Origin of the sequence: Nonomuraea indica (assembly GCF_002850745.1) — a bacterium.
Taxonomy (GTDB): Bacteria; Actinomycetota; Actinomycetes; order Streptosporangiales; family Streptosporangiaceae; genus Nonomuraea; species Nonomuraea indica.
This window is the reverse complement of record NZ_KZ559467.1, coordinates 40,524-59,206: the sequence shown is the minus strand read 5'-3', so window position 1 is coordinate 59,206 and position 18,683 is coordinate 40,524. Positions and strand designations below refer to the sequence as shown.

20 protein-coding genes are annotated in these 18,683 nt (G+C 73.7%); 6 read left to right on the top strand and 14 right to left on the bottom strand.

Going from position 1 to position 18,683, the window contains the following annotated elements:
• Nucleotides 1-37: 37 nt before the first annotated feature.
• Nucleotides 38-349 (bottom strand): co-chaperone GroES, encoded by a 312-nt coding sequence (gene groES / locus CXR44_RS04410; RefSeq protein WP_043623565.1) that lies wholly within the window; start codon nucleotides 347-349, stop codon nucleotides 38-40.
• 307 nt (nucleotides 350-656) lie between these two features.
• On the opposite strand from groES, the gene CXR44_RS04405 reads away from it, so the two are divergent.
• Nucleotides 657-1,847 (top strand): class I SAM-dependent methyltransferase, encoded by a 1,191-nt coding sequence (locus CXR44_RS04405; protein WP_101783589.1) that lies wholly within the window; start codon nucleotides 657-659, stop codon nucleotides 1,845-1,847.
• Between the two features lie 192 nt (nucleotides 1,848-2,039).
• Nucleotides 2,040-3,788: a hypothetical protein gene (locus CXR44_RS04400; RefSeq protein WP_101783588.1), complete on the top strand. Its 1,749-nt coding sequence runs from the start codon at nucleotides 2,040-2,042 to the stop codon at nucleotides 3,786-3,788.
• Here the strand turns inward: CXR44_RS04400 and sigJ are convergent.
• Entirely contained in the window at nucleotides 3,785-4,639 is an 855-nt protein-coding gene (sigJ, locus tag CXR44_RS04395) for an RNA polymerase sigma factor SigJ (protein ID WP_219601672.1), read from the bottom strand. The two genes, CXR44_RS04400 and sigJ, sit on opposite strands and share 4 nt — an antisense overlap.
• Nucleotides 4,640-4,795: 156 nt before the next feature.
• Between sigJ and CXR44_RS04390 the strand changes: the two genes are divergently transcribed.
• Nucleotides 4,796-5,188, top strand: coding sequence for a hypothetical protein (locus CXR44_RS04390; protein ID WP_101783586.1), 393 nt, complete (start codon nucleotides 4,796-4,798; stop codon nucleotides 5,186-5,188).
• A complete protein-coding gene (locus CXR44_RS04385; protein ID WP_101783585.1) occupies nucleotides 5,185-6,129 on the top strand; it encodes an NAD-dependent epimerase/dehydratase family protein in 945 nt (314 codons plus the stop codon). The genes CXR44_RS04390 and CXR44_RS04385 overlap by 4 nt, the downstream gene beginning before the upstream one ends.
• On the opposite strand, the gene tsaD is transcribed toward CXR44_RS04385, so the two are convergent.
• The 12 genes from tsaD to CXR44_RS04325 form a co-directional block, all read right to left on the bottom strand.
• Complete coding sequence (tsaD, locus tag CXR44_RS04380; protein ID WP_101783584.1) at nucleotides 6,110-7,141, bottom strand: tRNA (adenosine(37)-N6)-threonylcarbamoyltransferase complex transferase subunit TsaD; 1,032 nt, start codon at nucleotides 7,139-7,141, stop codon at nucleotides 6,110-6,112. The genes CXR44_RS04385 and tsaD overlap by 20 nt on opposite strands.
• Entirely contained in the window at nucleotides 7,134-7,565 is a 432-nt protein-coding gene (rimI, locus tag CXR44_RS04375) for a ribosomal protein S18-alanine N-acetyltransferase (protein ID WP_101783583.1), read from the bottom strand. The genes tsaD and rimI overlap by 8 nt, the downstream gene beginning before the upstream one ends.
• Before the next feature lie 11 nt (nucleotides 7,566-7,576).
• The gene (tsaB, locus tag CXR44_RS04370; protein WP_101783582.1) at nucleotides 7,577-8,221 is read right to left on the bottom strand and encodes a tRNA (adenosine(37)-N6)-threonylcarbamoyltransferase complex dimerization subunit type 1 TsaB; all 645 of its coding nucleotides are present in this window, start codon (nucleotides 8,219-8,221) and stop codon (nucleotides 7,577-7,579) included.
• Nucleotides 8,222-8,263: 42 nt separating this feature from the next.
• Nucleotides 8,264-9,214, bottom strand: a complete 951-nt coding sequence (locus CXR44_RS04365) for a phosphotransferase (protein ID WP_219601671.1) — start codon at nucleotides 9,212-9,214, stop codon at nucleotides 8,264-8,266.
• Nucleotides 9,215-9,246: 32 nt separating this feature from the next.
• Nucleotides 9,247-9,780, bottom strand: a complete 534-nt coding sequence (locus CXR44_RS04360; protein ID WP_101783581.1) for a class F sortase — start codon at nucleotides 9,778-9,780, stop codon at nucleotides 9,247-9,249.
• A 3-nt stretch (nucleotides 9,781-9,783) separates the two neighbouring features.
• On the bottom strand, nucleotides 9,784-10,473 hold the full coding sequence (locus tag CXR44_RS04355; protein WP_144069856.1) for a hypothetical protein: 690 nt from the start codon (nucleotides 10,471-10,473) through the stop codon (nucleotides 9,784-9,786).
• Between the two features lie 166 nt (nucleotides 10,474-10,639).
• Nucleotides 10,640-11,107 carry a tRNA (adenosine(37)-N6)-threonylcarbamoyltransferase complex ATPase subunit type 1 TsaE gene (gene tsaE / locus CXR44_RS04350; protein WP_101783579.1) on the bottom strand — a complete coding sequence of 156 codons (468 nt, stop codon included), beginning with the start codon at nucleotides 11,105-11,107 and terminating at the stop codon, nucleotides 10,640-10,642.
• Nucleotides 11,104-12,159 (bottom strand): alpha/beta fold hydrolase, encoded by a 1,056-nt coding sequence (locus tag CXR44_RS04345; RefSeq protein ID WP_101783578.1) that lies wholly within the window; start codon nucleotides 12,157-12,159, stop codon nucleotides 11,104-11,106. The genes tsaE and CXR44_RS04345 overlap by 4 nt, the downstream gene beginning before the upstream one ends.
• A gap of 66 nt (nucleotides 12,160-12,225) precedes the next feature.
• Nucleotides 12,226-13,344 (bottom strand): alanine racemase, encoded by a 1,119-nt coding sequence (alr, locus tag CXR44_RS04340; RefSeq protein ID WP_101783577.1) that lies wholly within the window; start codon nucleotides 13,342-13,344, stop codon nucleotides 12,226-12,228.
• Nucleotides 13,345-13,403: 59 nt separating this feature from the next.
• Entirely contained in the window at nucleotides 13,404-14,861 is a 1,458-nt protein-coding gene (locus CXR44_RS04335) for an NAD(P)H-hydrate dehydratase (protein ID WP_101783576.1), read from the bottom strand.
• A 10-nt stretch (nucleotides 14,862-14,871) separates the two neighbouring features.
• Nucleotides 14,872-15,222, bottom strand: a complete 351-nt coding sequence (locus tag CXR44_RS04330; RefSeq protein WP_101783575.1) for a holo-ACP synthase — start codon at nucleotides 15,220-15,222, stop codon at nucleotides 14,872-14,874.
• A 23-nt stretch (nucleotides 15,223-15,245) separates the two neighbouring features.
• A complete protein-coding gene (locus CXR44_RS04325; protein ID WP_101783574.1) occupies nucleotides 15,246-16,655 on the bottom strand; it encodes an alkaline phosphatase PhoX in 1,410 nt (469 codons plus the stop codon).
• Nucleotides 16,656-16,831: 176 nt separating this feature from the next.
• On the opposite strand from CXR44_RS04325, the gene coaA reads away from it, so the two are divergent.
• Nucleotides 16,832-17,734: a type I pantothenate kinase gene (coaA, locus tag CXR44_RS04320; RefSeq protein WP_101784173.1), complete on the top strand. Its 903-nt coding sequence runs from the start codon at nucleotides 16,832-16,834 to the stop codon at nucleotides 17,732-17,734.
• 17 nt (nucleotides 17,735-17,751) lie between these two features.
• Nucleotides 17,752-18,678, top strand: a complete 927-nt coding sequence (locus CXR44_RS04315; protein WP_101783573.1) for a DUF389 domain-containing protein — start codon at nucleotides 17,752-17,754, stop codon at nucleotides 18,676-18,678.
• The last annotated feature ends 5 nt before the right edge of the window (nucleotides 18,679-18,683 follow it).

Sequence of the window (18,683 nt, the reverse complement as noted above, 5' to 3'; positions counted from 1 at the left end):
GGCCGCAAGAGAGCGCCCGGGGCCCGACACGACCGGCTTACTTCTCGATGATCGCGAGAACGTCGCGGGCGGAGAGCACGAGGTACTCCTCGCCGCCGTACTTGACCTCGGTGCCGCCGTACTTGCTGTAGAGAACGATGTCGCCCTCGCTCACGTCGAGCGGGATGCGCTTGTCGCCGTCCTCGTCCCAGTTGCCCGGGCCCACCGCGAGGACCTTGCCCTCCTGCGGCTTCTCCTTGGCGGTGTCAGGAATGACCAGGCCGGAAGCGGTGGTCTGCTCTGCCTCGAGCGGCTGCACCACAATGCGGTCGCCGAGCGGCTTAACGGGAACCTTGGTGGCGGTCGTCACGATCGGACCTCCCCTTCAGATGTGAATGATCAGAAGAGGCGACCAGCGGGGCCTGCCGTCGCGGGTGCCAGACCTGCCTCGTCGCACGTTGGCACTCTCAAGGGGAGAGTGCCAACAGGAAACATATGCAAGAGGGGCTTGACAGTCAACACGAACGCGTCTGCTGAGAGCGATCAGGACCGAGACATGCCCCTTCGTCGGGGCGGACAAGGACTTTCGCCGGGTCTGCCCTGACCTTGCCCGCCGGCGCGGGCCGTCCGCCCTCCGGCGGCGCCCGTGCCCGGAGGAGGCGCTAACGTCGTACGACGTGGACCTCGACGCCTTCACCGAGCTGCTGACCCCGCGCGGCCGGCGCGCTCTGGAGGAGGCGCGGGAGTTGCGCGGCGCCGACCCGGTGGCGGCGGCGACCCGGCTGCGCCGGTCCTACGACGCCGCGCTCGTGTCGGCCGCGCTCACCCAGACCGCGCTCCGGGAGCGGGCCCGGGCCAAGTTCGGGGCGGACGCCGAGCTGATGTTCTTCACGCCGCACGGACTGGAGCAGGCCACCCGCGCCGACGTGGCCGCCCACCGCGCCCGCCGTCTCGGTCCCGGCGCCCCGGAGGCCGGCGGGACGCGGGTGGTGGACGTCTGCTGCGGGGTCGGGGGCGACTTCCTGGCATTGGCGCGGGCGGGCTGCGTCGTGGAGGCCGTGGACACCGACCCGCTGACGGTCGCCGTGGCCAGGGCCAACGCCGAGGCGCTCGGGCTGGCCGACCGGGTGACGGTGCGGGTGGCCGACGCCGCCACCGTGCGGCCGGAGGAGCACGACGTGCTGTTCGCCGACCCGGCCCGGCGCGGGGCGCGCGGCCGCACGTTCGACCCCCTCGCCTACTCCCCGCCGTGGCCGGTCGTGCTCGACCTCGTCGCCCGGTCCCGGCGCGCCTGCCTGAAGGTCGCCCCGGGCATCCCGTACGAGTTCATCCCCGAGGGCGCCGAGGCCGAGTGGGTGTCGTTCAAGGGGGAGGTCAAGGAGGCGTCCCTGTGGGTGACGCCCGGCGCGTCCGCCGCGACCGCGCGGCGGGCCACGCTGCTGCCGGGCGGGCACACGCTGACCGCCACCGGCGCCATCGCGCCCGTCGGCCCGCTGGGCCGCTACGTCTACGAGCCCGACGGGGCGGCGATCCGCGCGCACCTGGTCGGCGAGGTGGCCGAGCTGGTCGGCGGACGCCTGGCCGACCCGATGATCGCCTACATCACCGGCGACGAACCGGTCGACACCCCGTGGGCGGCGCGCTACGAGGTGGTGGAGGCACTGCCGTTCTCGTTGAAGCGGCTGCGCGCGGCCCTGCGCGAGCGGCAGGTGGGGAACGTCACCATCAAGAAACGCGCCTCGGCCGTCGACGTCGACCGGCTCCGCGCAGATCTGCGACTTTCTGGCGATAAATCAGGCGTGGTCATTCTCACCCGTGTCATGGACAAGCCGTCGGCCCTCATTTGCCACCCCGCCCTACCTGCGTAAATGACAAACCAGGGCGATACCACGATAACCCCGGTATTTTCCATCGCCCCTTACGGACCTTGATCCAAAGGCTAAGGTGTGGCGGGCGTGAGTTCTCCCCCTGCAGCGGCTCACCGCGTTCTTCTTTTCATCTGAAAACCGGACCTACCCCACCGCTGCGCGGCAGACCGTCGGCGAGCGAAGGAGCTTTCGGTGGATCATTCCAGCCACACCACCCTTCTCCAGGCAGGCGCGCACACCAACGTTCCCGACCGGATGCGCGAGCTGCTGGCGCGCGTCGCCCAGGACCATGTCTACGAGCAGCGCACGCAGGGCGCCGTGCTCGACGAGATCCGGCAGCGGCTCGAAGGGATGGAGTGGCTGCTGCGCGAGGTGCGCGAGCGCGAGCTGGGCGGGCTCAGCGGCACGCTGGAGACGGTCAGCGGCCGTCTCGACGACATCGCGGCCAAGCCGCCGATGTGGGCCGAGGGTCTGGCGCAGCACGTGGAAGCGGTGCGCGACCACGTCGACGCCGTCGGCGAGCAGGTCGGCACCGTCGACGCCCGCGTCGAGTCGGTCACCCAGCGGGTCGCCCCGCTCGGCGAGCTGTCCACGATGTGGGCCGACCTGACGACCATCGGCGGCGGCGTCGAGGAGACGCTCAAGCGCCTGGAGACCGTGCTCGACAGCAGCGAGGGCATCGCGCGGCGGATGGGCGACTTCGCCGCCACGCTGTCCCAGCTCCACTCCAGCATGGAGGTGGCCGCGAGCCGGTTCACGCGGCTCGACAAGTCGATCGCCGAGCTGGCCTCGCGCACCGACCACGTCGAGGGCGTGCTCGCCGAGCTGTCGGCGGGCCTCGACGGGCGCCTGGCGGCCACCGCCGAGCTGGTCGGCGCGCAGCTCGACGAGCGGGTGGCCGCCACCCAGCAGCACCTCGGCGCGCGACTCGACGACGCCGGTCACCGTCTGGCCGGCCACCTCCAGGAGGCCGAGCAGCGGCTCACCGGGCGGCTCGACAGCGGGCTCCTGGCGATCGAGTCACGGCTCGACGGCGTCGACGGCCGCATCGAGGCCACCGGTGAGGGCTTCGCCGACCTGGACGGCCGCCTCGACGGCATCGACGGCCGGCTCTCCGCGATGGACTCCCGGCTGAGCGCCGTGGACCAGCGCGTCGTCGCCGTCGACGGCCGGCTCGGCGCGATCGACGGCCGCATGGACGGCCGCTTCACCGCGCTGGACGAGCGGGTGGCCGCCACCGACCAGCACCTGTCCGAGGCGGCCACCCGCAACGAGGGCCGCTTCAACCACCTCGACAACAACCTCGAGTCCCTGGACGAGCGCATCGGCGAGCTGGAGGAGCACCTGACGACCCGCTTCGACCAGGTCGACAGCACCGTCAACGGCCGCTTCAACACGGTCGACACCAGGCTGGCCGCCGGGTTCGAGACCGTCAGCGGCCGCATCGAGGCCGTCGACGGCACGGTGACGGCCCGCCTCGACACGATCGACGGCGGCCTGGAGACCCGCTTCACCGCCGTGGACAGCAGCCTGCGCAGCCGGTTCGACACGGTCGGCGCCCGCTTCGACGGGATCGACGGGCGCCTGACCGACCTGGCCGCCCGCGCCGAGCAGGCCGGCGAGCAACTGGAGAACGTCGACGACCGCGTCGAGGCCGTCAACCAGCGCGTCGGCCAGCTCCCCGCCACGCTCGCCATCGGCGAGCGCCTCGACGAGGTGCTCGCCGCGCAGACCGCCGAGCAGGCCCAGCGCCTGAGCGCCGCCGCCGCGGCGCTCACGGAGCTCGTCCAGGCCCGGCCCGACCGCGACGAGCTGACCCAGGCCGTGACGGGCATCGTCCACCCGGCCACGAACGGCCTCACCAAGCGCCTGGGCGCCCTGGAGGAGACCATGCTCGCGCTGGCCGAGGCGCTCCTTCGCCCGACCCGCCCCAAGGACTAACGACCCAGATGGGCGAGCTTGTCGGGGTTCACCAGCCCGTACACCTGCTGGATCCGCGTCCCTGAGGCGTCCGGCTCCAGGGTGAGCGCCGCCCGCACACCGTCGCCCGCGACCAGCAGGCAGGCCGGCACGTCCCCCGGCAGCCACCGCACCCGCAGGTCCGCGTACCTCGGGCCCACCCGGGCGAGCAGCCGGCCCACCTTGGCCGCGCCCGAGACGGGCCGCAGCGCGGCGCGCACCCGCCCGCCCCCGTCGTTCACGAGTGTGACGTCCGGCGCCAGCACCTCGATCAGCTCGGCGAGGCTGCCGCCCAGGGCCGCCGCCACGAACCGCTCCGCCACCTTCCGCGCCTGCGCCGGGTCGGCGGTGAAGCGGGGGCGGCGCGCGTGGACGTGCTCGCGGGCCCGGTGGGTGAGCTGGCGCACCGCGGCGGGCGACCGGTCGAGGATCCGCCCGATCTCCGCGTGCTCGAACCCGAACGCCTCCCTCAGCACGAACGCCGCCCGCTCCAGCGGGGACAGCGTCTCCAGCACCACCAGCAGACCCGTGGTGACGCTCTCGGCGTCCGCGACCGGATCGCCGGCGTCCGGGGCCGGCGGCTCGGGCAGCCACGGCCCGACGTACTCCTCCCGGGCGGCGCGCAGGCTGCGCAGCCGTTCCAGTGAGCATCGCACGGCGATGCGCACGAGGTAGGACCGGGGGCTGCGCACCTGTTCCAGGTCCACCCGGACCCAGCGGAGCCAGGTGTCCTGCACGACGTCCTCGGCGTCGGCGACGCTGCCGAGCATGTCGTAGGCCAGGGTGAACAGCAGCTTGCGGTGCGTCTCGAACACCGCCTGCGCGTCGTCCACGGTCGTCCCCCTTCGCGATCTCTCCTCTCCAACGATGCCGCCGACCCCCGCGAACGTGGCATGTGGGACATGTCACGTACCCGGGATGTCACGTTCGCGCAGCCCTCATCTGTCCGTTGTGCGAAGGCGCACAGACACGATCCGAGGAGGCTCGACGTGCGAGAACGACTCATCAAGGCCACGGTCGTCATGGCCGCGGCGCTCATGCTGGTGTCCGGCGGGTGGGCGCGGCTGGACCCGGCCGGCTTCGCGAGGTGGGCCGGCTGGCCCGAGCACCAGCATTTCCTGCACGACGCGGGGGTGTTCCAGCTCGGCATCGGGCTGACGATGCTCTCCGCGCTGTGGTGGCGGGACGTCGTGGCGGTCGTGCTGGCCGGGTTCGTGTTCACCAACACCTTCCACGCCGTCAACCACTGGCTCGACCGGCACCTCGGCGGCAGGGACTCCGACTGGTGGACCCTGGCGATCTTCTCGCTGCTCGCCGGCGCGGCCCTCGTCGCCCGGCTGAGCGCCCTGCGGGCGCACGACGCGGAGGGGCGGCGGGCATGAGGGTGCTGCTGGCGGGAGCGACCGGCACGCTCGGCACGGAGCTGGTCTCCCAGCTCCTGCGGGCCGGCCACGAGGTGCTCGGCCTGACCAGGACCGAGACGGGAGCACGGCGGCTCACCGCCGCCGGCGTGACCCCCGTCGTCGCCGACCTCATGGACGGCGACGCGCTGCTCGGCGCGGTACGGGGCCACGAGGCCGACGCCGTCGTGCACCAGGCGACCGCGCTCACCCGCATGCCGCTGTTCCACCGCGACCTGCACGCCACCGACGCGCTGCGCGACCGGGGCACCGCCAACCTCCTGCGGGCCGCCGCCGCGGTGGGCGCGCGCAGGTTCGTCACGCAGTCGTTCTTCCTCGGATACGGCTACCGCGACCACGGCACCGGCCCGGTGACCGAGGACCGCCCGTTCGCGCCGCCCGGCCGCGGCGCGTTCGAGGTGCACATGAGGTCGATGCGGGCCAACGAGCGGCAGGCGCTCACCACGCCGGGGATCGACGGGATCGCGCTGCGGTACGGGCTGTTCTACGGGCCCGAGGTGTCCACGTACCGGCTCATGGACCTGGCCCGCAGGCGCCTGATGCCCGTGGTGCGCCCGGCGGGGGTGGTCTCGCTGGTCCACGTCCACGACGCCGCCTCCGCCGCGGTGGCCGCGCTCGACCGGGGGCGTCCCGGGCAGGCGTACAACATCGCCGACGACGAGCCGGTGGGCTTCGACGCCTACGTCACGGCGCTGGCGGCGGCCGCCGGCGCGCCCCCGCCGCCGCGGGTCCCGGCCTGGCCGCTCGCCGCGACGCCGTACCTGCGCGCGCTGATGGTGCGCACCCGCATCCGGCTCGGCTGCGAGCGGGCCAAGCGGGAGCTGGGCTGGTCGCCCGCCTACCCGACGCTGCGGGACGGTCTCGCCGCCCTGGGCGACGGGGTCAGACGTGGACGGTCGTGACGGGCAGCGACGAGTCGGCCGGGATCTCCAGCGCGGACGGGGTGATCCCCGCCGCCACCAGGTCGGAGCCGAGGGCGGCGACCATGGCCCCGTTGTCGGTGCACAGTCCGGGCCGGGGCACGCGCAGCCGCACGCCCGCCGCGTCGCACCGCTCCTGCGCCAGCGCGCGCAGCCGTGAGTTGGCCGCCACGCCACCGCCGATGAGCAGGTCGTGCACGTCGTATCTCTTGCACGCCTGCAGCGCCTTGCGGGTCAGCACGTCGACCACGGCCTCCTGGAACGAGGCGGCCACGTCGGGCACGTGGATCGACTCGCCGGCCGCCTCGCGCGCCTCCACCCAGCGGGCCACGGCCGTCTTGAGCCCGGAGAAGGAGAAGTCGAGCGTGCCGTCGTCGATCTTGCCCCGGGGGAAGGAGACGGCCGTGCCGGAGCCGGCGGCCGCCGCCCGGTCGATGTGCGGGCCGCCGGGGAACGGCAGGCCGAGCACCCGGGCCACCTTGTCGAAGGCCTCGCCGGCCGCGTCGTCCACGGTGGACCCGAGCGAGACGACGTCCTTGGCCACGTCGGGCACGAGCAGCAGCGACGAGTGGCCGCCCGAGACCAGCATGGCGATGCACGGCTTGGGCAGCGGGCCGTGCTCGAGCTGGTCGACGGCGACGTGCGCGGCCAGGTGGTTGACTCCGTAGAGCGGCACGCCGAGGCCGAGGGCGTAGGCCTTGGCCGCGGCGACGCCCACCAGGAGCGCCCCGGCCAGGCCCGGCCCGGCGGTCACGGCGACGGCGTCGATGTCGGAGAACCTGAGCCCCGCCTGGGCGAGCGCGGCCTCGACGGTCGGCGTCATGGCCTCCAGGTGGGCGCGGGAGGCCACCTCGGGCACCACGCCGCCGAAGCGGGCGTGCTCGTCCATGCTGGAGGCGATCGTGTTGGCCAGCAGCGTGTGCCCGCGGACGATGCCGACACCGGTCTCGTCGCAGGAGGTCTCGATGCCCAGGACCAGCGGTGCGTCAGCCATCCAGCTTCTTCCTCATCATGATCGCGTCGGTGCCGTCGTCGTAGTAGCGGCGGCGGGTGCCGATCTCCTCGAACCCGAAGTGCTCGTACACGGCGCGGGCCCGCGGGTTGTCGGAGCGGACCTCCAGGAACACCTCGCGCGCCCCGCGCCTGCGCGCCTCCCCCAGCAGCTCCGCCAGCATGGCGCCGCCGATGCCGGTGCCCTGGTGGGTCTCCAGCACGGCGATGGTCTGCACGTCGGCCTGGTCGGCCGCGGCGGCCAGGCCCGCGTAGCCGACGATCTCGCCGTCGACGACCGCGACCACGTAGTGCCGGGTGCGCGGCTGCTCGTCGAGCTCGCCGCGCATCATGCCCTCGCTCCACGCGTCGAGCGGGAACGTGGCCCGCTCGATCGCCATGACCGCCGGCAGGTCGGCCGCGGTCATCTGCCGGAGTCTCACGCCGTCACCCGCTTGGGCGCGCCGGGCGCCACCGCGTCGGGCCGGCGCAGGTAGATGGGGCGCGGCGGGTCGAGCGGCGCGCCCACCGCCAGCCGCTCGGCCGCCAGGGCGGCCAGCGACCCCGCGTACGGGTACGGCGGGGCGCTCGACTCGCCGAGGACGTCGGGATAGAGCTCCGCCCCGGCGCCCACCACGGGCAGCCCCCCGACGGGCACGTCTGCCGGCCGGTCGACGAACGGCCCGTCGGCCCTGGTGCGCGCGTCGGCGTAGCGGGCCCAGAAGACCTCCTTGCGCCGGGCGTCCGTGGCCGCGATGAACGGGCCGGTGAGCCCGCTGCCGTAGGCGACGGCGTCGAGCGTGCAGATGCCGTACGCGGGGACGCCGAGCGTGGTGGCGAGCGCCTGCGCGGTCATCAGCCCCACGCGCAGCCCCGTGTAGGGGCCGGGGCCGCTGCCGGCGACGATGGCGGTGACGTCGCGCAGCGAAACCCCGGCCTCGCTCAGCACGGTCTCGACAGCGGGGGCGAGCAGCTCGCCGTGTCTGCGGGCGTCGACCGTGGTCGACTCGGCGACCACCCGCGCGCCGTCGTGGAGGGCGGCGGTGACGGCGGGAGTCGCGGTATCAAAGGCCAGGACCAGCACGACTGATTAGCCTACCCGCCACGCGCCTCCTACCAGGCCGGGTCAGGCCCAGCCGGTGCGCCGCCGCAGCCAGTCGAGGGCCACGACGCCCTGGGCGCGCTGGAACGGCCGCAGCGTCGGCAGCCCCGGCGGCGCCGGCAGCCGGCCGTGGCGCACGAAGTAGCCCGCGAGCGCGGCGAGGACGGCGGTGACGGCCGGGTCGGGGTCGGGCAGCAGCTCGTGCGGCGGCGGCCCGCCCTGCATGCCGACCGAGGGCAGCATGCACACCAGGTCGAACCAGGAGGCGCCGACGCAGGCCCACGGCCAGTCGACCACGTGGACGCGCCCGCCGGCGAGCAGGATGTTGTCGGCGCGCAGGTCGGCGTGCAGCAGCGTGTCGCCGGCGGCCGCCTCGGCCCAGCCGGACTCCAGGCCGGCCAGCTCGTCGAGGTGACGCAGCGCCCACGGGTCCAGGCCGGTGGTGTCCTCGCCGAGCAGGCTCCGCCAGCCGGTGAACGACTCCGCGAACGCCTCGGCGACGGCCGGCGCGGCCACCGGAGCGGGGGTGAGCTCGACGGACATCCGCCGCACGGCCGCCAGGACGAGGTCGAGCTCGTCGCGCCGCCAGGGGGTCGCCGGATGCCGGCCGTCCACGTCCTCGAAGACGAGCACCACCCAGCCCCCGGCCTCGAAGCTCGTCAGCAGCCGCGGCGCGGGCGCCGACGGAGGCAGCGCGGCGGCGATGCGCGCCTCGGCCCGGTAGATGGCGACCGCCCGGGCGTTGGGCTCCGGGCCGACGGCCTTGACGAACGCGCGCCGCCCGTTCGCGGCGCGCACCCGTACGGCGGCGGCGGGCGAGAAGCCGCCGGACTGGGTGACGGCCTCGGCCACGGGAGCGCCGAGGAACTCCTCGACGCCCGCGCGGGCGTCAGAGTGCACCCGCTCCCACGGGACTCGGGCTCCGCAGGCGGGTGGGCCGTGCGGGTCGCCGTCCCCGCTCATGTCCACGGTCATGTCTCCATAGTCCCGTGGGGCTCAACCGGTTTTCAGACGCGGGAGGCGTAGACGATCACATTGTCGACGTACTCGCCCTTCGCCCGGTCGAACCGGCCGCCGCAGGTGACCAGCTTGAGTCCGTCCTCCACGTAGACGCGGCGCAGCGGGAAGCGGTCCTTGTGCACCTGCTCGACCTCGTCGACCTTGTAGGTGACCACCTTGCCGTCGCTGCGCTCCACCTTCACGCGGTCGCCCTTGCGCACCTGCCTGAGCTTGTAGAAGACGGCGGGCGCGGTCTTGGTGTCGACGTGGCCGACGATCACCGAGGCGCCCTTGTCGCCGGGCACCGCGCTGCCGGTGTACCACCCGGCCATCTTCGGCTTCTCGTACGGCGGCAGCTCGACCTCGCCGTCGTCGGTGCGGCCGAGCTTCATCAGCGGCGCCTCCACGTCGATCGACGGGATGTCGATGCTCTCCGGCACGACCTTCCCGGCCGGCGGCGCGGCGGTCTCGATCTTGCCGAACATGACGAGCACCAGCCCCGTGGCGGCGCCCGCCAGCACCACCTGTCCCGTACGCGCCATGGCTCAGGCCCGGCCGCGGCGCCTGAGCACGATCGCGACGCCGACGAGGGCGAGGCCGAGCACCACCCCGGCCGGGGCGAGCGGCAGCGACGAGTCCTCCTGGACGTCCTGGGCGAACGTGCCGCCGCCGCCCGCGCGGGGCGCCTTGGTGGGCACGTCGCTGGGCAGCGGGTCCGGCCGGGTGACGCGCAGCGTGGCCCGGCCGACGTCGTTGGTGCCGTCGCACTTGACGTCCACCCGGTACGAGCCGCGCGCGACCGTGCCGGACACCTGGGCCTCGCCGCGCACCCACGGGGTGACCGGCGCGGCGGTGGAGCCGGGCGAGGCCGACGAGGTCGGCGCGGGGTCGAGCGTGACGCCGGACAGGAACGCGCGGGAGGTGGCGGTGCCGGTGTGCGCCGGGCCGCCGGAGGGGACGGGGCAGTTGGCCAGGATCCACACCGTGGACGTCTCACCGGCGGGGACGCGGTCGGGGTTGAGCCGCACGTTGATGGCCGCCCGGGTCGCCGTCGCCGTGGGCACCGGCTTTCCGGTGGCCGTGGCCGTCGTGGTGGCGGTGGCCGTGGTGGTGGTCGTGGCGGTGCCCGAGGGTGACGGGCTCGGCGAGGCCTCCGCCGAGCAGCCCAGCGCGCCGAGCATGAGGATGGCTCCCGCGCACGCGACTCGTCCGGCCCTGAGTCTGACACTGAGCACCAGCGCACCCCACTTCGCCTGACTTTCACCAAGCATCCGCCATGGTTGGGGATGCTTTCCCTCCTGATACCCAGAAAATCTGGGGGAATCCACAGCCAACGATCATGTTTTTGACTTTGGCGGGATACGTCCAGGGTGACAGCGTCAACCGGCGAAGGTGGGGACTTTACTCTTGTCCGCGATCAGGCGGCGTGTCGGCCCAGCGGGCCCCGACCCCGCGCACGGTCACCACGCGGGCGTCGTCGCCGGCCTCGCGGTCGATGTGGATCTCCAGCCGGTCCTCCGACAGTCCCTCGACCAGGCCTTCGCCCCACTCGACGACCGTGACCGACTCCTCCAGGGAGGCGTCGAGGTCGAGGTCGTCCACCTCCAGGTCGCCGCCCAGCCGGTAGGCGTCCACGTGGACCAGCGGAGGGCCCTGGCGCAGCGACGGATGCACCCGGGCGATGACGAACGTGGGCGAGGTGATGGGCCCACGCACCTTGAGCCCCTCGGCGATGCCCTGCACGAGGGTGGTCTTGCCCGCCCCGAGGGCTCCGGACAGGACGACCAGGTCACCGGGGCGCAGCCGGGCCGCCAGGCGGGTCCCGTAGGCGCGCATGTCCTCGGCCGTGGGCAGCCGTTCGGCGGTCATCGTTCCTCTCCCATCGCTCGCTTGACCAGGTCGCGCAGCGCGTCGTTGATCACCCCGGGACGCTCCAGCTGGATCAGGTGGGAGGTGTCGGGCACCTCGGTGAGCTGCGCCTTGGGCAGCGCGGCCGCCATGGCCCTGCTGTGGTCGGGCGGGGTCAGCCAGTCCTTGTCGCCCACGATGATGGCGGTCGGCACCGGGTCGAGCACGTGCAGGGCCGACAGCTTGTCGTGGTTCATCAGCGCCGGGTAGAAGTCGGCGACCACCTCGGTCGGGGTCGCCCTGATCATCGACTCGGCGAAGTCGACCAGCGTCGGGCTGACGTTCTTGGAGTCGCCGAAGCCCATGTAGCGGGTGATGAGGAAGGCGATGTCGCTGCCCGCGTGGCGGGTGCGGTCGACCAGCGCGCCCCTGCGGCCCAGCATCGAGACCGTCGTCGGGGCGATCTTGTGCACCACCTTCGACACCAGCGCGGGCAGGCCGAGGGTGATCTCGGCGAGCCGGCCCGCCGAGGTGCCGATGAGCGCCACGCCCTTGATCCGGTCGCCGAACAGCTCGGGACGGCGGTCGGCCAGCGCCATGATCGTCATCCCGCCCATGGAGTGGCCGACCAGCACGCACGGCCCCGGCACGAACGTCTCGATCACCTCGGCCAGGTCCTCGCCCAGCCGGTCGATCGTGCTGTCGTCGGCCCCGGCGCGCTGCGAGCGGCCGTGCGAGCGCTGGTCCCACAGCAGCAGGCGGTGCTCCTCGCGCAGGTCCTTGCGCTGGAAGTGCCAAGACTCCAGGCTCAGGCAGTAGCCGTGGCAGAACACGACCGTCAGCGGGGCGTCGTCGGGGCCGTCGAGCTCGACGTTGAGCTCCACGCCGTCGGAGGTGGTGAACGTGCTGCTCCTGCCGCGCAGCTCGCCGAACGGCTCGTCCGCGTCGGCGTCGGGGCGCAGCCTGATCCGGCCCACCGCGTAACGCTTGGCCAGCGCCGCCGCCGCGACGCCCGCCGACGCGGCGCCGACGATGGCGCCGGCGATGCCGAACCTGCGCCGTGTTGTCGTCATGTCCGACCCTTCTCCGCTCATGCCCACGCCCGTTCCGCCACCCGGGGCCCCTGCCCGCGAACGGCTTTACCCGTGAACGCGCGGAACCCGCGAACCGATCCTGGTCACGATCTCATGCGTGATGGTGCCGAGGTTATCCGCCCACTCCTGCGCGGTCGGCTCGCCCTCCTCGCCTGGGCCGAAGAGCACGACCTCGTCGCCCGCCGCCAGCGGGTCGTCACCCATGTCGATCATGAACTGGTCCATGCACACCCGCCCGGTGACCGGCCGGCGCCGCCCGCCCGCCCACACCTCGGCCCGCCCGGTCGCGTGGCGCAGGATGCCGTCGGCGTAGCCGATCGGGACCAGGCCCAGCGTGGTCTCGCGGTCGGTGACGTGCAGGTGGCCGTAGGAGACGCCCGAGCCGGCGGGCACCCGCTTGGCCAGCGCGATGCGCGCGGTGAGCGTCATCGCCTGCCGCAGCCCGAAGTCGCCCAGCTCGGGGATGGGGCTCAGGCCGTACATGGCGATGCCCGTACGCACCATGTCGTAGCGGGCGCGCGGCAGGGTCATGACGGCGGCGGAGTTGGCCAGGTGCCGGATGACGTGGGAGCCGGCGACGCCCTCCTTCTCGGCCAGCCGGAGCGCCGTCTCGAACGCGTCGAGCTGAGCCTCGATCGAGGGATGGCCGGGGATGTCGGCGCAGGCGAAGTGGGACCAGAGCCCGACGATCTCGACGGCGCCCTCGGCGTGCAGCGCGGCGGCCCTGGCCAGCAGCGCGGGCCAGGCGGCGAGCGGCGCGCCGCCCCGGCTCATGCCGGTGTCGGCCTCCAGGTGCGCGCGGGCCGCGCGCCCGGTGCGCCGGGCCGCCGCCGCGATCTCGTCGAGCAGCGGCACGTCCGCCGCCGACAGCTCGACGCCGGCCTCCAGCGCCTCGTCGATCGGCTCGCCGGGGCCGATGATCCATGACAGCAGCGGCGCCGTGACGCCGCCCTCGCGCAGTGCCAGCGCCTCCCTGATGTAGGCCGTGCCGAGCCGGCTCGCCCCGCCCTCCAGGACGGCCTCGGAGGTGGGCACCAGGCCGTGGCCGTAGGCGTCGGCCTTGACCACGCCCATCACCTCGGCGCCGCCGGCCCGTTCGCCGAGCAGCGCCACGTTGTGCCTGATCGCGGCGAGGTCGACCCGCGCGGTCGCGGGCGTCGCCATCCGGAAATCCATCTCCTCATTTTGGCAGGTGACTCGGGCCGCCGAGCAGGGTTTCGGGTTCACCGCCCGTCGTGCACCCGCCGGACGGCCTCGGGCACGGCCGCGGCCACGTCGCCGGCGGCCAGCGGCGCCCCCTCGGCGGCGATCCGGCCGGCCAGGCCGTGCAGGTGGGCGGCGCAGGAGGCGGCGTCGTAGCAGTCGAGCCCCTGGGCGAGCAGCGCCCCGGCGACCCCGGCCAGCACGTCGCCGGTGCCGCCGGTGGCCAGCCAAGAGGTGCCGGTGGCGTTGACCCGCACCGGCCGGCCGGCCGCGGCGACCAGGGTGGTCGAGCCCTTGAGCAGGACGGTCACGCCCAGCTCGGCGGCCGCCGCGCGGGCATGCTCCAGCCGGGCCGCCTCGATCTCGTCGCGGGCGGCCCCGGTCAGCCGCGACAGCTCGCCCGCGTGCGGGGTGACCAGCACGGGCGCGGCGCGGCGCAGCAGCGAGGGGTCGTGGGAGACGAGGGTGAGCGCGTCGGCGTCGACCAGCACGGGCACGTCGCTCGCCAGCACCGAGGCGGCCAGCTCGCGGGCCCACTCGCCCGTGCCGAGGCCGGGGCCCAGCACCCACGCCTGGACCCGGCCGACCTCCTCGACGCCGGGCCGCGACAGCTCGGTGACGACCGCCTCGGGCCAGTGGGTGCGGACCTGGGTGACGGGCGCGTGCTGCCCGGCGTAGCGGACCATGCCGGCGCCGGCCCGCAGCGCGCCGCCCACGGCGAGCACGGCGGCCCCCGTGTAGAGGTCGCTGCCGGCGGCGACGCCGACGACGCCCCTGCGGTACTTGTCGGACTCCTTGCCCGGTCGCGGCAGCAGCTCCGCCACGTCGGCGCCGGTCAGCGCCACCACGTCGGGGCCGGGCAGGTGGGGCCCGAGCCCGATGTCGACCAGCTCCACCGTGCCCGCGCGGGCGGCGCCGGGATCGACGAGCAGCCCGGTCTTGGCCGCGCCCATGGTCACGGTGATCTGCGCCTCTACGGCCGCTCCCGCGACCCGGCCGCTGCTCGCGTCCACGCCGCTCGGCACGTCCACCGCGACGGTGAGCGCCGGGGCGGCGTTGGCGGCCAGGGCCAGCTCGTCGTAGGGCGCGCGCAGCGCGCCGGTCGCGCCGATGCCGACGAGCCCGTCGACCACCAGGTCGGCCCGTTCGACGGCCGTGGCGGCGGCGCCTCCCGCGACCCGCCCGCCGGCCAGCAGGTAGGCCCGCAGCCCGCGCTCGTGGGTTCTGGACCCGGCGAGCACGGCCTCCACCCTGGCCCCCCGCCTGGCGAGCAGGGCCCCGGCGTACAGGGCGTCACCGCCGTTGTCGCCGCTGCCGACGAGCAGCACGACGCGGCTGCCGTACACCCTGCCCAGGGCGGTGGCGCAGACGGCGGCGAGCCCGGCGGCGGCGCGCAGCATCAGCGTGCCCTCGGGCAGCCGCGCCATCAGCGCGTGCTCGGCTGCGCGGATCTGGTCGGCGGTGTAGGCGGTGCGCATGGGTCCGAAGCTATCCCTCGGCGATCACGTAGGCCACGGCGACGCCCCCGTCGTGGCTGAGAGACAGGTGCCAGCGCTTGACCCCCAGCTCGTAGGCCACCTCGGCGGCCCTGCCGGTGATGTGCAGCTCGGGGCGGCCGCTCTCCTTCCGGCGCACCTCGGCCTCCAGGTGGGTCACGCCCCTGGGGCCGCCCAGGGCCTTGGCCACCGCCTCCTTGGCGGCGAACCTGGCGGCCAGCGAGTGCGCGGGCAGGTCGCGCTCCCCCTCGGTGAACAGCCTCGCGCGCAGGCTCGGGGTGCGCCGCAGCGCCTCCTCCAGCCGCCGGATGTCCACCACGTCCACCCCGATGCCCAGGATCATCCCCCCAGGCTAACGGCGGGCGGTCAGAACGCGCCGCGCTGCCACGGCCCCCAGATGGCGAACGACGCGCCGCGCGTGGACTGGACGTTGACGTAGAGGGTGTGGCCGCCCGGACCGAACGTCGTGCCGGCGAACTCCGCGCCCGGGTCGCCCGGGACGGGGGCCAGCCGGCAGAAGTCGAAGATCTCGCCGCGCCTGGTGAGGCCGCGCAGGTGGTTGGCGCCGTCGCCGTCCTCGCAGAGCACGAGCGTGCCCCGCGGGCTGACCGTCACGTTGTCGGGCAGGTCGAGCACCGCCGATCGGGGCGACTCGTAGACGAGCCGGAGCCGCCCGCTCCACGTCTCGTACGCCCACACCTGGCCCCGGCCGTCGCCGAATCCCCCGGGCGGCGGGTCGCCGGGTGAGGCGGCGCCGCCCTGGGTGGAGACGAAGTAGACGGTGCCCTGGTGGAAGACGGCGCCCTCCAGCCGCGCGAAGATCGCGGCCCCGGCGGCCCGGCCCTGCCGGCCGACCGCCTGGACGGCCTCGTCGTTGGCGGGCCGGCCGGTGAAACGGGGGTCGGGGTCGTCGATGTCCACCCAGGTCGTACGGTAGGCGGCGCCGGGGCGCTGCCCGGCGGACAGGTCCTCACGGGGCGAGCCCTCGACGGCGAGCATCTGCAGCCGGCCTCCGTCGAGGAGCCGGCCGGCCCTGAGGGGGTGCCGGGGCGGCAGGTAGCGGTAGAAGCCGGACGGGAACTTGTAGCAGTCCTCGGTGAGGTAGAGCGCGCCCGACGCCGGGTCGAAGGCGGCCGACTCGTGCGCGAACCGGCCCGCGGCCTTGACGGGCCTGGCGGTGGCGGTGCCGCGGACCGGCACCTCGAAGACGTAGCCGTGCCGGCGGGTGAGCCTGGAGTTGTCGCCGCCGGTGGCGTCGTCGCCCACGTCGGGTCCGTTGACGGTCTCCTCGCACGACAACCAGGCGTTCCACGGCATGGGGCCGCCGGAGCAGTTGAGCATGGTGCCGGTGAGCGACGGCCGGCTGTCCAGCACCTCGCCGTGCCGGGTCACCTGGAGCGTCGCCGTGCCGCCGCCGGCCATCTCGTCGTAGGCACGGGCCCTGTCGCCGAACGCGCCGACGGGACCGTTGACCTCGTGGTTGCGCACGAGGAGGACGGTGTCACGCGGGCCCGGGAAGGCGGCCATCCCGTCGTGCCGCCCCGGCACGGGCGAGCCGTCGGAGAAGGTGTCGCCGACGGCGCTGAAGGACCGGTAGGAGAAACCGTCGGGCAGGTGCAGCCTGACCTCGCCGTCGCGCAGGTCGCGCGCCGGGCGCGGCGGCCCGTAACCGGGCACCGGCTTGGCGCCGCCCGTACGGCCGGCGCAGGCGACGCCCGCGAAGGGGCCGGCGATGCCGGCCACGGCGGTGGTGACGAGGAAGCGACGACGGTCCACGGCGCCCTCCTTCCTCACCCGACAGTAGCCGCCGGTGGGGCGTGGGCGGACGCTCTTTCCCCGAACTGAGTGTCGGTAATCCCCGTATCTTGTCCACAGCCTGTGGACAACTCACCCCACCCGGCCGGAGGTGGTTCGCCGCGCGTCGCTACGCTGCCTAGGTGAACAACGGCTACGTGGAACTGAGCAGGGAGCAGTGGAGCGATCTCCGCAAGAACACGCCCTTGACTCTCACCGCAGACGAGCTGGAAGAGTTGCGCGGCGTCGACGATCCCATCGATCTCGTCGAGGTCACCGACATCTACCTCCCCCTGACGAGGCTGCTGAACCTGCACTACACCGGATCCAAGCAGCGCAGCAGCGTGCTGAGCGCCTTCCTCGGCCACGAGGAGCGGCGTGTGCCGTACGTGCTGGGCATCGCGGGCAGCGTCGCGGTCGGCAAGTCGACCACGGCCCGGCTGCTGCACACCCTGCTGGCCCGCTGGCCCGAGCATCCGCACGTGGAGCTGATCACCACCGACAGCTTCCTCCTGCCGAACGCGGTGCTGGAGGCCAGGGGCATCATGCACCGCAAGGGCTTCCCGGAGAGCTATGACCGGCGGGCGCTGGTCAGGTTCGTGGCCGAGGTGAAGTCCGGGGCGGCGGAGGTGCGGGCGCCGGTCTACAGCCATCTGGAGTACGACATCGTCCCCGGCGCCCACCAGACCGTGAGAAGCCCGGACATCCTGATCATGGAAGGGCTGAACGTCCTCCAGCCGGCCCCGCCCACCTCCCTCGCCGTCAACGACTACTTCGACTTCTCCATCTACGTCGACGCCAAGGTCGAGGACATCCGCACCTGGTACGTCGAGCGCTTCCACAAGCTGCGCCGGACGGCGTTCGAGGACCCGAAGTCCTACTTCCGCCACATCGCCGAGCTGTCGCACGAGGAGGCGACGCACTTCGCGGTGAACGTCTGGCGCGACATCAACGAGCGCAACCTCGTCGAGAACATCGCCCCCACCCGCGGGCGCGCCGACCTGGTGCTCAAGAAGGGCCCCGACCACAGCGTCAGCCGGGTGCGCCTGCGCCGCACCTGATCGAGCACAATGGCCCGGTGCTCCATCTACGCCTGATCAGCCCGGCCGCCCGCACCCACGACGTGCTGGAGGTGCTGGAGCGGTGTCCGGGGGCCACGAACATCGTCGTGTTCCCCGGCGTCGCCGTCACCCCCCAGGGCGACCTGGTCCAGGCCGACCTGGCGCGCGAGTCGGCCAACGAGGTGATCGGCGCGCTGTCCTGGCTGCACGAGGAGGGCTCGATCGCCCTGGAGGAGATCGACCTGGCCCTGTCGAAGGCCGCCGAGGAGGCCGTCGAGGAGGCGCCGGGCGCCCCCGACGACGCGGTGGTCTGGGAACACCTGGCCCAGCGGGTCTCCGGCGAGTCGAAGATCACGTGGGCGTTCCTGGTGTTCCTGGCGATCGCCACCCAGCTCGCCGGCATCGGCGTGGTGCTCAACTCCATCGTGCTGATCGTGGGTGCGATGGTGCTCGGGCCGGAGTTCGGGGCCATCGCGGCCATCTGCTTCGGGGTGCTGGGCGGCCGGTGGCGGCTGGCGGTCGGCGCCTTCCGGACACTGGTCACGGGTTTCGCCCTCGCCATCGCGGTGACCTTCGTCTGCGCGCTGGTGTCCGTCTGGCTCGGCTGGATCGACGCCGACAGCCTGCGGGTGAACGAGGAGGTGCAGTTCATCGTCAAGCCGGACCGGTGGTCGTTCATCGTGGCCATGCTCGCCGGGGTGGCGGGGGTGCTGTCGATCACCAGCGGCAAGTCGTCGGCCCTGATCGGCGTCTTCATCTCGGTGACCACGGTGCCCGCCGCCGGCTACGTGGCGGTGGCGCTGGCGCTGCGCGAGTGGACCGAGGTGGCCGGCTCGGTGGCGCAGCTCGCGCTGAACGTCGCCGGCATGCTCGTCGCCGGCACCGTCACCCTCGCGGTCCAGCGCCGATTCTGGCCTCAAGTAGGACGCGGCTCATCCGTCTGACCGAT